The sequence below is a fragment of the Lewinella sp. 4G2 genome, from assembly GCF_001625015.1.
Taxonomy (GTDB): Bacteria; Bacteroidota; Bacteroidia; order Chitinophagales; family Saprospiraceae; genus Neolewinella.
This window is the reverse complement of record NZ_LVWJ02000014.1, coordinates 1,943,635-1,959,261: the sequence shown is the minus strand read 5'-3', so window position 1 is coordinate 1,959,261 and position 15,627 is coordinate 1,943,635. Positions and strand designations below refer to the sequence as shown.

Here is a 15,627-nt window from a genome sequence, read left to right as displayed (position 1 = left end):
TGACTAATTAACCCTGCGCACCACCGTTGGATTGCCCTTTAAGATTCCTTACAGTACGAGTAGGTTGCAACCCCGCACGTCGCTCGCGTCCAATCGGCCCAGGACTTCAAAGGTGCCGTCCTCCCCCACCCTACCCAGGTCGTCCGTGGCGATGAAGGAGATGGTATCCAGGTTGGCCAAGTCCGTAATGTTGATGGCACCGGCCCGGCCGGGGGCCAGGGTGGTAAAGGGATCGGTCACGTCCCGCGTAGTAACGGACATGGTGGGGGCCGGGTAAAAGATGCCCGCCCGCGGCGCGTAGGCCTGGCTGAGGAGTTCCGTCATCCCGTACTCGCTGTGGATGTGGGCTGCAGCGAAAGCTTCCCCCAGCGTACCGTGGAGTTCTGCACGGGTCAACTCTTTGCGGCGGCCTTTCATCCCACCCGTTTCCATGATAATGGTGTGGCCCAGATCTTGCGAAAATTGTTCCGCTAAATCCAGAAGGGCAAAGCTTACGCCGATCAGCAGCGGAGGTAGCGTGTCGTTCTTTAGCGACTGGAGCCGCGCGGAAAGGCCAGCCAGATCATCTAGAAAAAAGCCGGACTCTTCCCGTCCGGATTCCCGGATAAAGTCGTCCGCCATAAATACCAGGCTCGATCCAGTCCGCTCCAGGTAGGCCGGCAGGAGCGCCAGGACAGCCCGATTTCGCAAAGAACCGTATTGCAGTTCGAAGGCCCGGCGGGCGTTTTGGCGGTACCAGGCTTCTGCGCGGAGGGGGTGGTGGCTCGTGGCCGCGCCGGTCGTCCCACTACTCGTAAAGGTGCGGGTGGGCTGCCAATCCGCCCCGGCCCGCAAGTCGTGGGTCTTAAATAAGGAGATGGGTAAATGGGGAATATCGGTCGCCACAGTGACGGAGGCGGCGTCGCGGCGCAACAAATCGAGGTAGCGAGCGTAAGTAGAGTTGTACCGTGCCTGGTAGCGAAAAACATCCAGGGCCAGTTCGGAAAAGGTTTCCCGGTTCACGGCTCGAATCCTCGCCAGTAAGGATTGCCGGAGCTCCTGGTTTCCCGTATTTTCGTCGTGGTACGGCACGCCCGTCATAACGCCCGGGGGCAAAAAAAGTCGCAGCGCTTGCCCCGCTTATTTCTCCAGCCCTATGCGTAATTATCTCCTTCTGCTCCTTCCCCTTCTTTTCGTGGCGGCCTGCGTCAACCCGCCGGAGTACCCCATCGAGCCGGTCATCACCTTTGAGGGAGTTAACAAAGTGAGGATTAAGCAGGCCCGGTTGGATTCGGGGCCAACGGATTCTTTGGAGATCCACTTCAGTTTCACCGATGGCGACGGTGATCTCGGTGGCCTTGCCGACGACAGCATTGACATCTTCTTGCAGGATAGCCGTTTACCCATTCAGACGCCCTTCAAGATCCCGGCCATTTCGCGGGAGGGCACGGGCAACGGGATTAGTGGAGACATCTTCGTCACCGTCACCAACAGCGCCGGAATTTGCTGTATCGTCAACGGCGTTTTGTGTGAGCGGGACCCACGTTTCCCGACGGATACTTTTTCCTACTCCGTACAGATCCGCGACCGGGCGGGTAACCTGAGTAATAAGATCCAGACGAACCCGATTGAGATCCTTTGCCTCGAATAGGTCGCAGCGCCCCCTTTATTTACTGCTTTAAGAATGGGAAAGTAAACCAATGGGCCTCCTTCGTACTTTCACCGGTATGAAGTCAATCTACATTCTTTGCCTTACTCTATTTAGCCTTTCGCTGTCGGCCCAAACCTACGTTACCGTAGAACCCCAGACGGGTACCAGCCGACTTGCGCTGTCCTTTACGGCTGGTCGCAATATTCCCTACAGCGTAGAGAATTATAAGATCACCTACAATACGACGGATGTATTCGGGCAGCCTACGGTAGCCAGTGGTTTGCTGTGTGTGCCGGCTGATCGAGGCCGCTTATTTGCTCTGGCAGTGTACAACCACGGCACGGTAGCGGGCCGGGAGCTCGTCCCCAGCCGAGAGGGCATCACCGAACGCTTCATTCCCCAGGTCATGGCGGGAGTGGGTATGATCACCGTAGCGCCAGATTACCTGGGTCTGGGCGACAATGACGCTCCCGTTCACCCCTACGTACACGCGGATTCCGAGGCCAGCGCCGGTCGGGATCTCGTAGCGGCCGCCAAGCAGTGGCTCGACGAGGAGGAGATCGACTACAGCGACCAGTTCTTCATCACTGGCTACAGCCAGGGTGGCCACGCTACCCAAGCCTTGCACCGCGACGTACAGACGAACCCCGGCCCCGATAGCCTGAAGGTGACGGCCGCTACCCACCTTTCTGGCCCATACTCCATCTCGGACGTGATGCGCGAGACGCTCTTCGCCGAAGGACAGGCCACCCTGCCGGGCTACATCGTGTACACCTACATTTCCTACGATTACGTGTACGACCTCTTCGATGACTTCAACGAGATCTTCGCCGATGAATACGTTGGCAATGTGGATTCCTTCGCACGTGGGCTGATTGACCTCGGTGCCTTCAATACGCGGCTGGAAGAGCAGATCGCGGAGAACAACGCCAGCCTCGCCGATCTCCTCCAGGATTCGATCGCCACCCAACTGATGACGGCCGACCCTACTTCCCCCACTTACCAGGCCTTGCTGGATAACGACACTTACGACTGGGCTCCGGAAGCCCCCACCCTGATGTACTACTGCACGGCGGATGAGCAGGTGCCCTTCCGCAACGCAGTACTGGCCGACTCCGTCATGACGGCCAACGGATCTACCAGCGTGGATTTGCGTGATGGTGGCAACCTCACGCACGGCGGTTGCTTGCTCCCCGCACTCAACGCAACGCTGGATTTCTTCATCCCGTTACTGGACTTGCAAGTGGTTGGCCTTGGTGACGTGGTGGACTTACCGGAAGTTCGTCTATCTCCTAACCCCGTTGCGCTGGGTAGTCGTTTGCGCCTATCCGGTCTTCCTCAGCGGGAGTATGCATTCGTACTGTACGACCAAACCGGCCGGGAGACGGGCCACGGCGTCACGTCGGCAACCGGCGAGCTGCAAGTGCCCACTTCACTTACCCCCGGTATGCAGATCCTACGGGTTCAGTTGGCCGACGGCACCAGCCTCGTGCGGAGGTTCTTCACCAAATAAATCCAGCTGATGCAGGAGAATACTGAACGGGAACCAGAGAGCACGCCGACGGAAAAAAATAAACCCGCCGACGCCATGGCCGGCAAGGTCAAGGAAACCTACGAGTGGTGGAACAACCTCGCGACCATCAACGAGGAAGACCCTTTGTGGGTGGGCGCCGCCAAAATTGGCGTCCGCTTGTTTGGCATTCTAATTCTGCTGGCCCTCTCTCCGCTCATCCTGGTCGGTTTCCTCATGGCCTTCATTGCCGCCGCGTGATGTTGAAAGCTTTCCGACCGGTATTTTGGGTTTGCGTTGGTCTCTTCTTGGTCCACCAATTGCTACAGAAAGGACTAGGCATCGACGTACCCTTCTTCCACGCTTACCTGGATCCCTTCCTTAGTATCCCCGTCATGCTGGGTCTACTCACCGTAGAGCGCCGCTACTTATTTGATCGGGGCCGTTTAACGGTGCTCGAAACGGTGATCAGTACGGTATTCTTGGCAGTCATTTTTGAGTTCTTCTTCCCCCGCTGGTCCGACGCGTTTACGGCGGATCCTTACGACTACATTGCCTACGGGCTTGGTGGGCTGGTGTTTTACTTTTTCGTCAATCCACGGCCCCGGGCGGCTACCCCGTGATGTAGTGGGGCAACCTATCTTGCGGGCTGCATGGACTTTGCCCCGATCATTCTTACCCTAAAACTAGCTACCGTCACGACGGTACTGCTGTTTTTCGTAGCCCTTCCGCTCGCGTGGTGGTTAGCGCGTTCGAAGAGTTGGGCGCTGCCGCTGGTGCAGAGTTTGGTGGGGATGCCACTGGTGTTGCCCCCTACCGTCCTCGGATTCTACTTCCTGCTGGCGTTCAGCCCTACGAGTGGATTGGGAGGCTGGCTGAATGAGGTATTCGGCCTTCGCCTGGCCTTCTCTTTTCCGGGTCTCGTCATTGCTTCGATGGTCTACAGCCTACCCTTCATGGTGCATCCGTTGCAGGCGGGCCTGGAGGGATTACCCCAATCCATACTGGACGCCAGCTACCTGATGGGAAAGAGCAGATGGGAAACCCTGCGGCGGATTGAGCTGCCTAACATTCGTCCGGCCCTACTGGCGGCCGTAGTGCTCTCTTTTGCGCATACGATTGGAGAATTTGGGGTGGTCCTGATGATTGGCGGCAACATCCCGGGTGAGACGCGGGTGGCCTCCATCGCGATCTACGACGAGGTAGAGTCGTTGAATTACGCCGGCGCTCACCTTTATTCCCTGGTGCTCTTTGCGATCTGCTTTAGCATCCTATTGTTCGTCTACGCCATCAAACCGCGGACGTTGCGCCGCCTCGTCCCATGATTCGGGTTGATTTGCACAAACGATTATCCGGTGGTGCGGGCCCGATGGACCTTGCCGTACAATTCGAGGTCGGTGCGGAAGAAACGCTGGGGATCTACGGACCCTCGGGCGTAGGAAAGACCTCCACGCTGCGGATGATTGCCGGTTTGCTGGAGCCCGACGGCGGCCGCATCGATTTCGGTGACGAGACCTGGTACGCTGGGCGGACACTCACCCCGCCCGCCGCACGGGGGATCGGTTTCGTATTTCAGGATTACGCCCTGTTCCCCAACCTGACGGTAGCGGAGAATTTGCGCTACGCCAGCCCTATCGCCGACGACCCTTACCAAGATGAATTACTGGAATCTTTTCAATTGCTGGGGCTTAGCGACCAGCTCCCAGGCCAGCTTTCCGGTGGGCAGCAGCAGCGGGTGGCGTTGGCCCGAGCGTTGGCCCAGCAACCCAGACTACTACTACTGGACGAACCACTATCCGCCCTGGACGGCCAACTTCGTAGTCATCTCCACCATCAACTTCTCCGGTTACGGAAGCACCGCTCCTGCCCTACTATCCTGATCAGCCACGACGAAGATGAGTTACGGAAGTTGGCGGACCGCATTCTCGTCCTGCACGAAGGGAAGGTGGTCTTCTCGGGTAGCCCGGAGGCTTACTTTAAGCGGGAAGGGCAACTGATCGGCTACGTCAGTGAGCTCAGTACTGGTCCCTCCGGAATGCGCCTGACCGTACGTTTAGGGAGCGATGTGTTCACGGTTGATTGGCCGGCGGCGGCTCCGCTTTTGGAGGTGGGCGTAGCCGTCCATCTTACTTTCTCCGCTGCGGGTATCCAAATTGAAAAAGCTACGTCCTAATTAGCGTAGGCATCACCCTTAGTGAACGCTTACGATGTCCGACTAAACTATCCACCTGCGTCAGCGCCCAAAAGAACGTTCTGCCGGAAACGTTGACCAGCCACGGTGGGGGCCGTACCTTTGCGGCCCAAACCCAAAAACCCTTCTGAAATGGGCCCCGAAGCTTACGATAAACTCTGGAAATTAATTGGTCTTCGTTACGCCAGCCACCCCTGGCACGGCATCGAAATTGGCTCCCGCGCACCGGAAATCCTGACTTCATTCATTGAAGTAATCCCGAGCGATACGGTGAAGTACGAGATCGACAAGAAGTCTGGCTACCTCAAAATTGACCGGCCCCAGAAATTCTCCAACATCGTGCCTGCCCTTTACGGATTCGTACCGCAGACTTACTGCATGGACCACGTGGCGGAGTACTGTATGGAGCAAACTGGCCGTAAAAACATCGTTGGCGACGGTGACCCGCTGGACATTTGCGTACTCACCGAACGGGAAGTGACCCACGGTAACATCATCGTGAAAGCGCGTCCCATCGGCGGTTTCCGCATGCTCGATGGTGGTGAGGCGGACGATAAGATCATCGCCGTACTCGAGAACGACGAGGTGTACGATACCTGGCGCGACGTAAAGGACCTTCCCAAGTCCATCCTCGATCGCCTACAGCACTACTTCCTGACCTACAAGCAACTGCCGGGCGAAGAACCGAAGTGCGAAATCACCGATATCTACGGCGCCGAAGAGGCCAAAGCCGTCATCCAGGCCAGCCGCGAAGATTACCACGAGCACTACGGCAACCTGGAGGACGTAATGTCCACGACGCTGATGGAAGCTATGAGCTTCGGGCAACGCCGTGACCGGGTACTGGACGGACTGTAAAGACTGAATAGGAAGGACAGGAGAGCTGGTGCTAGAAACCAATTACGGATCCTTCCGCCAGCACGAATACCCGGTCGCCCGCCCGGGCCTTAACCTCGGCGCAGCCGGTGAACTCCCCAAACGCGGGGAGGATACCAGCTGTCGGGCCAAAGAAGAAGGCGGGTAGCTTCATCCCGTTGCCCGCTACATCGATGAGCCGCACGCAGGGGTGGATGTGCCCGTAGATGTTGTAGGTATCCGCCGGGATTTGCTCTTCCTCCAGTGGGTGGTGGCTCAGGCAGAGGTTACCGAGGACGTAGATTTCCGGCAACATCTTCATACAACTCTCCGCGTAAGCACTCTCCGGTAGGATATCGTGGTTGCCAGGGACGAGTTCAAAGCTGATGCCATCGTGCTCGCAGAGGTAGTCGCAGAACATCCCCCAGACGTGGTTGTGGTCGCTGTGAAAGAGATCCCCCAGAAAGAGGACGCGCTCGGGCCGGCAATCTTCGATGAGCATATCCAGGCGGCGGAAGTTGACGTCCGCAACTGCTGGAGGGACGGGAATGCCCGCTTTACGGAAGTGGGCACCTTTCCCCAGGTGGAGATCGCTCAGTAGTAGGGCTTTTTCGGCCGGCCAATAAATGGCCTTCTGGGGATGCAAAAGCAACCGATTACCGTTGATGTAAACTTCCTCCATAATCGGTGGCAAAAGTAGCTCACTGGCCACAATTTGTGGGAAAATATTGGTCCGCCCTACGTCGTTTTATTTTTCAGCAATTTTGCGCTCCCCTGCGCCTTGTCAAATCTTCTTCATGCTTCGTTTACTGGTAGGATTGTTCTGTTGTTGCCTCCCCGGTTTGGCCTGCGCTCAGGCGGATGGAATTCCGTTTAATCTGGACCAACCTACCCTGATCAGTTCCTTGCCCGCCGAGTTGGAAGAGATCAGCGGGCTTTCCATGGCGCACGATCGGGACGATGAATTGCTGGCCGTGCAGGATGAGGAAGGGAAAGTCTACCGCATCAACGCGGCGGGGCAGGTACTCTGGGGCATCAACTTCTGGAAAGACGGAGATTACGAAGGCGTGGAAGCGGTGGGAGAAGATATTTGGGTGTCCAAAAACACGGGCACTCTTTACCAGATCACCCGCGCCGGTCAGCCCGACCAACACGTAGAGAAGTACAATACCCGCCTGAACGAAGAGAACGACGTTGAAGGCTTAGCCTACGACGCGGCAAGGAACCGACTATTGCTGGCCTGCAAACGCGACGCCAAGGACGACGGGAATGACAAGGACGGGCGGTACATTTTTGCTTTCGATCTCGAGAGCAAGTCGCTCATTGAAGACCCCGTTTACAGCATTCGCCGCAAGCAGGTGAATCAGTTCCTGAACCAGATGGAGGCCTGCCCGCTACGGCAGTATCTACTAGAGTTTTTCAGCGAGGAGGAGAAGTACGACCTGGCCCCATCTGCATTGGCCATTCAGCCGGGGACGGGTAATCTTTACCTGGTATCCTCCCACGGGAAAGTCCTGATGGTACTATCACCCGAAGGGCGGCTGCTGAACGTAGCGAGACTTCCCAAGGAATTTTTCCCGCAGCCAGAGGGCTTGGCTTTTGCTAAGGATGGCTCACTCTACATCTCCACGGAGGCCCGGGGGAAGGCGCGGGCGCGTATATTTCGGCTTCCGCTGATTCGATAGCCACTACAGCCTCCCTCCTTTGCGCCAGTTTAAAAAGATCCTGATTGTCCGTTTTTCCTCCATCGGGGACATCGTCCTGACGACGCCGGTCATCCGTTGCGTGAAGGAACAGACCGGGGCGGAGGTACACTTTTTGACGAAAGCACCCTTTGCCAGTATACTGGAGGCTAATCCTCACGTTGACCGGGTTATAAGCATTAGGAAGGATCTATCCGAAGTAGCTAAACAGTTGGCCGAGGCGGGGTACGACGGTTGTATCGACCTCCACGGTAATTTGCGGACCCTGGAGCTGAAGGCCCGGCTCGCCCAACCCTTTGCACCGCACCCGCGGCCGCGCACGAAGACATTTGACAAGCTGAACTACGAGAAGTTTTTACTGACGCGGTTCAAGATCGACCGGATGCCGGACGTCCACATTGTGCAGCGCTATCTGGCCGCAGCGGCGCCCTTTGGCGTCGTGGACGACGGGAAGGGGCTTGATTATTTCATCCCCGAGAAAGACCGGGTTGATCTAAAGGAGGTGGGGATTCCCAACCGCTACGTAGCATTCGTCATCGGAGCGGCCCACGCCACCAAACGCCTGACGGAAGCGCAAATGCGGGAGTTCTGTGAAGACCACGACGAAGCGATCGTGCTACTGGGCGGCCCGGCGGAAAGAGAAATTGGAGCGCGGTTGTCAGCTGGACTGGATCATGTAAGCAACGCTTGCGGCGCTTTTAATCTGGCGGGCTCCGCAGACTTGGTCCGGCAGGCCCGGGTGGTACTGACGCACGATACGGGCTTGATGCACGTCGCGGCTGCCTTCAAAAAACCGATTGTAAGCGTATGGGGGAACACCGTTCCTGCATTGGGGATGTACCCCTACCTGCCCGGACAGGAGGGGCTGGAAAAAGAAAGGCGGCAGGAGATCCTGGATCTCGACTGCCGCCCCTGTTCAAAAATTGGATTTCAAAAATGCCCTAGGGGACACTTCAGCTGTATAAAAAAACAAAGCATACGTGAGATAAGACGAGTTGTTAAGTCCATAGACTAAGTATATCTCGGGGGGGCGGCGAAGCAGGAAAACCGTCCTCGCCGCCCGCAAAATTCTCTAGCGCGTGACGGTAAACCGCTTCACCTGACCATCTCCCGTACGCAGGAGGTAGGCTCCGGAAGGAAGACTGGAAACGGATACGCGCTCACCACCGGGGTTGATATTACCCTTGAGCAGTTCACGCCCGTTGATGTCGAGCACTTGGTAGTTTACGGTTTCGCTAGCACCGGGGACGGTGACGCGAATCTCAGTATCGGCCGGGTTGGGAGCGAGCTGCAAGCCCGTGCCTTCAAACTCGGGCAGACCGCCATTTTCCTGCAGGCTACGCGCGTTGTTACACGGCTGCCCTTCAGTGAGGGTGAAGCTGCGGAAGTAGCTGTTGCCATCCTGGCTACCAATATCCTGGTCGGCGATGAAGAAGATGTAGTTCGTCAGACCGGTGTAGAACTGGCCGACAGGAACTTCGTAATACGCCCATTCGCCGGAGCCGTCGTAGTTATTGAAGTTGCTGATGCCCCAAGCCTGGGTGCCATAGAGGCGGAAGCTGTAGCTGGAACTGATGACCTGGTTGTTATCAAAACCGAAGCCGTGGACTTCACCCTGCTTGGTAGATTTGAAGTAGAAGGATACCCAGGTATTCGCCGTGATGTTGTAGTCGTAATCAATGGCTTTCCAAGCGTTGTTTTCCAGGTAAATGGTAGAACCAGAATCCTGCACTTCAACCGTACCGTCATCCTGGTTGGTACCGTAGCTGATGGGTGGGTAAACGTTGAAGTCGAACGCGGGGCAATCAACGTCGTTGTCGTCGCCGTCGCCGTCTCCATCGCCGCCGTTGCCTCCTGCGCCGTCGACACAGAAATCGCGGATGGAACTGAATTCGAAAGTACCGTCGCCACCTGCAAGTAGAGTACCGTCCGAGCTAGTGAGCTGGTAACTTCCGTTACCGTACTCGCAGCAGATGCCGTCGCCGTGGTCGTCCATTACCTCGAGCAGGTAGCAACCGTCGGGCAAACAGATATTCCGGCGGACGATCGTCTGGCCTTTTGCTTTTTTCTCGTAGGGGCCACCGGTCGTAACGACGAGGCCATTTTCGGTTCGGATGGCCCAGGTAGTTTCCATACCGAAGTCATCCAGCGTGAGGCGGAATTCTACGTTGCGACCGCCGGGGCAGTTGGGGTCACCGCCGTCGCCGCCGCCACTTCCGTCGCCGCCGCCGTTACCTCCGTCACCGTCTCCACCGCCGCCGTTGCCATCGCCACCGCGGTTGTCACAGTCATTGTTCAGACAACCCTGAGAAGCGGATACCCGGCCCTGAATGACGGAGGAAGGCTGAGGCCCAAAGCCGCGGTTGAAGTTAATACCGATACCGGGGCGTAAGTGACAGTAGGACATGATCGTTCCACCGCCTTGGGGGTAACCGGGGTTGGGGCAACTACCCTCCGTGCCACCGGCACAACCGTCGATGGCCGTTCCGTTACCGTTCCAAACACAGGCGTGGGTGTGCTGAGAACCCAACTGGTGGCCAATTTCGTGGGCCATTACCATCACGGACCAGGAGTAAGTAGGTACGTTAGCGTAGTTGGAGTGCACGGAGGCAAAACTCATTTTGTTATCCGGATTGAAATGGCATAGACCATTTAGCACGGCTACCCCGCCACTCGCACCGTAGGCGACGAGGTGGGCCAGGTCTCCGTTGAAGGAGTTGCGGTAGGCCTGGAAGCCACGGAGATAATCCAGACTGGAAGCACCGCCGTAGGGGCTGGGGCTATCCCAGGCAAACATCTCGCTGATGTAGAGATCCACGTTGATGTCATCGTAAAGAATGGCTACCTGGTTGAAGATGGCCGTTACGTACTGGGAACCGGCGGAAACGCCGCCCTTGTTCTGGACGATGTCGTAATCGACCTCCATGTACATATCCACACAACCGACGGAAGTACTTTTTTCGGTCACGTAGGCGAGGTCCTGATCGCTGTAGGTTCCCCCGTTATCATCCGTAGCACAGTCAAGCTCCTGGCGTTCGGCCAGTTGGTCGTCGGGGAATATGATGTAGGCATCGGGCTGGCCGGCTGATTTAGTGATGTTTTCGACTTTACCGATGGAGAGGCGTTTGCCGTCTGCCATATCGATGGTACCCATCATTTCATTGTCGAGCAAACTGAAGGCCACTCGGCTGTCAGGCTGGCCGACTACTTCGCCGATGTAGTGGTAACCAAGGTGGATATCGGTAGCGAAGGCGCCAGTGGAGGCCAGGCGGACCCGGGCACCATCGCGAATAATGTTATTGCGCCGTAGCTTCAGTTGCAGCCCTGCGGGAGTTACCCCATTTGCGGGGATGTCCAGCGTCCAGTCTTCGGGTGCGGAGTCTACCAACTGAGCGTAGGTCTCGGGGTCGGTTTCCATTCCGGCAAACGAGGCGAGCTCTTTGGCTACTGCCTGGCTGGCGACCGACTTTTGAGAACTGGTAGAAAAGATGCCCGTGGGGGTCTTGACTTCCTGAAGCGAAGACATTTGGGCACTAAGCCCCCAGCTGGCGACTAGGAGCGCCAGGAGCAATAAATAATTTTTCACGTATGGTAAGTTGACGAATTGAGTAAATGGGATGAAAGAGATATATAATCGCGTCTCTCCCGGCTTCAGCGGTTCGCCCATCAACGTCATCTTCGTTCAGTCGCTCAAATTCTCGTCCGGTTCTCCCGGCCGCAATGCCTTTGGGGCATCAGGGCTAAGACCCTTAAAAAGGGTGGTGAAAAGAATATGTGAGCTAAACACACGATGTAAACGTGGCCAGACAGCACCACCTCGTTCGAGTTCGACACGCTGAAATTGCGGGAAGGGCCCTACCACGCAGGCTGAATGCGGCGCGGGGACGGGTACCAAATCGAAAGAAGTAACCAACAATGTAGAAAAGGGGTAGCCTGAGGAAGTGAAAGCGAAAGCGATAAGGCGTGGCTACCGGTGTGTATTCAGTAAGTTCCAGTGCATACGGCCTTCGTGGTCACTGGGAGACCAGCCGCATGTCGGAGATAAGTGGGGGACCAAAGTATTGGGGAACGACTGAATAGTGCGCTTTCATTCATGCAGGTAAATTCGATGCTGTACAGCAGCGCTGTTAACATCGGTGCATGGACGGAAGGCTAAAGAGCTATCCAAGACTACCCCGGTTGCAGGGCGGCCAAATGCGTTACACCTATTTGATCATAAAAGCCAGCCAACGGAGCGCTTACGTGTCAGGAAAGGATGACCGAATTCGAGTCTCATTTATCCGCCGCGGCAGCAGCCGAAAAATGAGCAAGTTTGGAATTCGGCTCGTCATTCTGAACCTACAGCGAGCCCCTGAGGGGTCAATCTGGTGAGAGTAAAGGTAATGTTACTACACGGACTACCTAAAAAATTTGGAAAAATCTTTGTTGAAAACGCGGATAAACCCCGGAAACACTGGGCTTTATACAACAATCGCCACCCGGTTTGTCCGGATGGCGACTGCTGAAAAGAGGTAATTATGGTCCCTTTAGCTAGGGTCGAACCGTAATTCCTGGAGGACCACGGACCCACCCTGTTTGGCAACGTAGACGTAAACCCGGTAGCTACCCTTATCGGTAGAAAGGGTACCGATACAGTACTCCGCGTCGTCAGATTTGGAGGCGCCCTGGTGGACCTTACCAAAGTTCGTCTTCGAAAATTTCTTGTAAAAAGCTTCTAATGCCGCTCCGGCATCTGCCTTACTGTACATGTCCTCTTCGTCGAGAATGCTGAGTTCAACCTCGCTACCCATGGCAGCCATGAGGCCCCGGACATCCGCCGAACCGACTGCTTTGCAGACACTTTCCAGGGAAACCGGCGTCTGATCTACGGCCGGCGTACCGGCGAAGAAAAGACCTGAGATGAAAAAGAGTAAGAGTTTCATAGTGGTTCGGATTAATACACCCTGAAGAACTGACGCTTTTTCAAGGTGCGGTTGAAACCGGGGTTGGTAGACTAACGTGACTACCAAAGTACGCTATTTGGACGTTCCCGCTCACCCGCGGTCACAAGCACAACGGCCGCAAAACGATGGCCGAAAGGGCCTAATTGTGAAGATCCCGTTAAATAACGGAGCTGACCTCCCTTTAAAATCACTTCAGTAGAATTGGAAAAGGGAATAATTGTGAACGGATTGCAGGCAAGACATGGCTATAGACATCTTACAGCCATCCTTTAAGTCAACGCATTAAGGATAGCAGCTTACCAAAAGATTTTAACACCCCGTGCCGCTCATTCCCCTCAGCTCAGGCACAAAAGGTCGAAGTAAACGTGTTGGGGAAGGTCGACCAACTCTGCCGCGGGAACTGGTGGCATCGCCAGTGCGGAGAAGTGAATGTCCCGCACGTAAGTGTAGAGCAATTGATAGATCTCCCCTCTTTCACTGATTTCTCCGGACACATATAGCGGGTGGCGATCGGGGAGCATCCCGCAGTGCTCGTAGGCCAGCAGGACGTAGTACAGTGCATCTTCCCGGCTGGTCACCTCAAAGGTGTTGAAGAACTGTAGTGATCCGGCCCGGTGTGCCGCCACGAAGAGTTGCCGCCCGCGGATGTTTACCGAAACGGCGGCTTCCCCCCGCCGCAAACTACGGGTGCGCCAAGCGGAGAGCAAGCCTCCGGCCAGGTGCCGGCTGTGTAAGGTGCTAACGCTCCGGCTCACGGCTTCCAGACGGTCTTTATTGACGGCAAAGAGGAGATGGGCATCAAGATCGTTGTACCACTCCTCCAGTACGGCATCCTCCAGGCCCAGCAGGGTGAGCTGCTCCAGGTAGGTACGCTGGTCATCAGCCAGGTAGAGCTCGCGGGGGACGAGGGTCACCCTCGGCGTGGACCAGCCCAGGATGACGTTGCCGTAACCCTTGGTAGATAGCTGAGGGCTGTTGTCGACAAAGCCTTGTACGGCGGCCGGCAGGTCACCTTGATGTTCACTGGAGAGTTGGGTACCCGAATACGCCAGGAGCCGATTGTGTTGCCGATCCCTGATGGTATACGCAAAACTGTCCACCCCCGTAAGGATGGACAGTTCGTAGCGCTGCGCGTCTTCCGGGCGGAAGGCAGCGGATTGTAAGTTGTAATTGTCTAGTTCCAAGAACCTGCGAGGGTTGGCTTCGTAAGGTCGCCGAAGTAGATGGCCGAGTTGGGCTCGTAGTTCTGGTCGTAGCGCTTGTAGCGCTCATCGGCGTACTTACCCATGAAGGTGGACTGGCGCACACCCACCTGCACAACGGGAACGTTGGTAGACTGGTAAGCAATGTTCTTGGCTTCGATGTCGAACTTGACTTGTCCATCGGTGTAGGGCACGACTTCAAGGTCTTCTAGTTTGATACCAAGACCGGGGAAGGTGTCGCGTAAAGGGATGTAAGTCGTGTCGTACGTGACCTCGGAGCCGTCGGTGGCATCCGCATCACCCAGTACTTTGATGGATAGCAAATCGCCTTCGCGCAGTACTTGCTTGAGGGTGTCGAAAGTCGGGGCAAACTCACCCGTGGATTCGCGGTAGAGTTCCTGAGCACTACGGATCATTTCCAGTTTCGCAGTGACGGCATCCTTGCGCAAGTTCCGCTGAGCGTCGAAGTTGATGGGCTCCTCAATGCTTTTGTAGAGGAAGAAGCCCAGAACGAAGGCCAGGAGGAGGAAGAGTAGGCTAAAGACTGTACGCATTGCTAATCGATAATTTGTGCAAGTATAAAACTTTCTGAGCATCCTTTGGATGCAAATCACCGGTAGTTTGGCGGATGGGCTTCCGTTAGTACCATATTTATCGTCGTTAACGGTTTAATTTTGGCCGGTGGCCGTGTTGTTGAACAATGCCAGGCCTCACTCCTTCCAACCAAACTACCCACGCAAAAACAATACTATGCAACTTAAAGTAGGCGACAAAGCCCCCCTCTTTACCCTCCACGCATCCGACACCAAAGAAGTGTCCCTCGCGGATTACGCTGGCCGCAACGTCATCGTTCTCTTCTTCCCCCTGGCCTTTACGGGCGTTTGTACCGAAGAACTGTGCACCATGCGCGACGCGTTGGCGGACTTTAACGGTATGGACACCGACGTCGTCGCCATCAGCGTCGATAGCCCCTTCACGCTGGCCAAGTTCAAAGAATCTGAGAACCTCAATTTCCCCTTGTTGAGCGACTTCAACAAGGAGGTCAGCCGCCAGTACGGATCCCTGTACGACACCTTTGTCTTCGGGATGGAAGGCGTCTCCAAACGTTCTGCTTTCGTCGTCGATAAGGAAGGCATCATTCGCTACGCCGAGGTCTTGGAGTCAGCCGGAGATTTGCCTAACTTTGCGGCCGTAAAGGAAACATTGGCTAAGCTATAGTCGTTTCCATTTACGACTAAACCTTTAATTAGTAGCATGTTATACGCTAGCTCCACGGACACCGACGTACTCTTAGAAGAAGACGTAGACGTAAGCACCGGCAAACCCGCCGACCTTGTCGTTTACAACGATGATCACAACACCTTCGAGTGGGTCATGAAGACCTTTGAGGAGATCCTCGGCCACACCTCCGTGCAGAGTGAGCAACTCGCGCTGATGATTCACCTCAACGGCAAGGCCACCGTCAAATCCGCCGCCATGGCTGAACTGCGCCCGAAGCGAGAAGCCCTCGTGGATCGTGGCCTGTCCGCCGTGATCGAAGGCAGATAGCAGTATGCCAAATAGCTAAGGGCGTAGTTGGGTAGTGGCTTCCAC

17 protein-coding genes are annotated in these 15,627 nt (G+C 56.0%); 11 read left to right on the top strand and 6 right to left on the bottom strand.

Annotated elements, in window-relative coordinates; genetic code table 11:
* Positions 1-48: 48 nt before the first annotated feature.
* Positions 49-1,080: an acyl transferase gene (locus A3850_RS08665; protein WP_231915300.1), complete on the bottom strand. Its 1,032-nt coding sequence runs from the start codon at positions 1,078-1,080 to the stop codon at positions 49-51.
* Positions 1,081-1,135: 55 nt separating this feature from the next.
* Between A3850_RS08665 and A3850_RS08660 the strand changes: the two genes are divergently transcribed.
* The 7 genes from A3850_RS08660 to A3850_RS08630 all read left to right on the top strand — a co-directional run bounded on the left by A3850_RS08660 (position 1,136) and on the right by A3850_RS08630 (position 6,189).
* Positions 1,136-1,630: a hypothetical protein gene (locus tag A3850_RS08660; protein WP_068215649.1), complete on the top strand. Its 495-nt coding sequence runs from the start codon at positions 1,136-1,138 to the stop codon at positions 1,628-1,630.
* 76 nt (positions 1,631-1,706) lie between these two features.
* Positions 1,707-3,143 (top strand): S9 family peptidase, encoded by a 1,437-nt coding sequence (locus tag A3850_RS08655; protein ID WP_068215647.1) that lies wholly within the window; start codon positions 1,707-1,709, stop codon positions 3,141-3,143.
* Positions 3,144-3,152: 9 nt separating this feature from the next.
* Positions 3,153-3,401: a hypothetical protein gene (locus A3850_RS08650; RefSeq protein ID WP_068215645.1), complete on the top strand. Its 249-nt coding sequence runs from the start codon at positions 3,153-3,155 to the stop codon at positions 3,399-3,401.
* Positions 3,401-3,763 (top strand): hypothetical protein, encoded by a 363-nt coding sequence (locus A3850_RS08645; RefSeq protein ID WP_068215643.1) that lies wholly within the window; start codon positions 3,401-3,403, stop codon positions 3,761-3,763. Before A3850_RS08650 ends, A3850_RS08645 begins: the two co-directional genes overlap by 1 nt.
* 30 nt (positions 3,764-3,793) lie before the next feature.
* The gene (gene modB / locus A3850_RS08640; RefSeq protein ID WP_068215641.1) at positions 3,794-4,465 is read left to right on the top strand and encodes a molybdate ABC transporter permease subunit; all 672 of its coding nucleotides are present in this window, start codon (positions 3,794-3,796) and stop codon (positions 4,463-4,465) included.
* A gap of 11 nt (positions 4,466-4,476) precedes the next feature.
* Positions 4,477-5,313: a sulfate/molybdate ABC transporter ATP-binding protein gene (locus A3850_RS08635; protein ID WP_197494021.1), complete on the top strand. Its 837-nt coding sequence runs from the start codon at positions 4,477-4,479 to the stop codon at positions 5,311-5,313.
* A 150-nt stretch (positions 5,314-5,463) separates the two neighbouring features.
* Positions 5,464-6,189, top strand: coding sequence for an inorganic pyrophosphatase (locus A3850_RS08630; protein WP_068215637.1), 726 nt, complete (start codon positions 5,464-5,466; stop codon positions 6,187-6,189).
* 31 nt (positions 6,190-6,220) lie between these two features.
* On the opposite strand, the gene pdeM is transcribed toward A3850_RS08630, so the two are convergent.
* Positions 6,221-6,868, bottom strand: coding sequence for a ligase-associated DNA damage response endonuclease PdeM (gene pdeM, locus A3850_RS08625; RefSeq protein WP_068215635.1), 648 nt, complete (start codon positions 6,866-6,868; stop codon positions 6,221-6,223).
* A gap of 115 nt (positions 6,869-6,983) precedes the next feature.
* Here pdeM and A3850_RS08620 point away from each other — a divergent pair, with 115 nt between their 5' ends.
* The gene (locus A3850_RS08620) at positions 6,984-7,871 is read left to right on the top strand and encodes an SdiA-regulated domain-containing protein (protein ID WP_082921710.1); all 888 of its coding nucleotides are present in this window, start codon (positions 6,984-6,986) and stop codon (positions 7,869-7,871) included.
* Positions 7,872-7,890: 19 nt separating this feature from the next.
* Positions 7,891-8,904, top strand: a complete 1,014-nt coding sequence (locus A3850_RS08615; RefSeq protein ID WP_068215627.1) for a glycosyltransferase family 9 protein — start codon at positions 7,891-7,893, stop codon at positions 8,902-8,904.
* Between the two features lie 57 nt (positions 8,905-8,961).
* Here A3850_RS08615 and A3850_RS08610 read toward each other — a convergent pair whose 3' ends face one another.
* The 4 genes from A3850_RS08610 to A3850_RS08595 all read right to left on the bottom strand — a co-directional run bounded on the left by A3850_RS08610 (position 8,962) and on the right by A3850_RS08595 (position 14,588).
* Positions 8,962-11,475, bottom strand: coding sequence for a zinc-dependent metalloprotease (locus tag A3850_RS08610; RefSeq protein ID WP_197494020.1), 2,514 nt, complete (start codon positions 11,473-11,475; stop codon positions 8,962-8,964).
* A 940-nt stretch (positions 11,476-12,415) separates the two neighbouring features.
* Positions 12,416-12,811: a DUF4783 domain-containing protein gene (locus A3850_RS08605; protein WP_068215623.1), complete on the bottom strand. Its 396-nt coding sequence runs from the start codon at positions 12,809-12,811 to the stop codon at positions 12,416-12,418.
* Between the two features lie 356 nt (positions 12,812-13,167).
* Entirely contained in the window at positions 13,168-14,016 is an 849-nt protein-coding gene (locus tag A3850_RS08600; RefSeq protein WP_068215622.1) for a DUF3822 family protein, read from the bottom strand.
* Entirely contained in the window at positions 14,007-14,588 is a 582-nt protein-coding gene (locus tag A3850_RS08595) for a hypothetical protein (RefSeq protein WP_068215620.1), read from the bottom strand. The genes A3850_RS08600 and A3850_RS08595 overlap by 10 nt, the downstream gene beginning before the upstream one ends.
* Positions 14,589-14,784: 196 nt before the next feature.
* Between A3850_RS08595 and A3850_RS08590 the strand changes: the two genes are divergently transcribed.
* The gene (locus tag A3850_RS08590) at positions 14,785-15,252 is read left to right on the top strand and encodes a redoxin domain-containing protein (protein ID WP_068219591.1); all 468 of its coding nucleotides are present in this window, start codon (positions 14,785-14,787) and stop codon (positions 15,250-15,252) included.
* A 36-nt stretch (positions 15,253-15,288) separates the two neighbouring features.
* Positions 15,289-15,582 (top strand): ATP-dependent Clp protease adaptor ClpS, encoded by a 294-nt coding sequence (locus tag A3850_RS08585; protein WP_068215618.1) that lies wholly within the window; start codon positions 15,289-15,291, stop codon positions 15,580-15,582.
* The last annotated feature ends 45 nt before the right edge of the window (positions 15,583-15,627 follow it).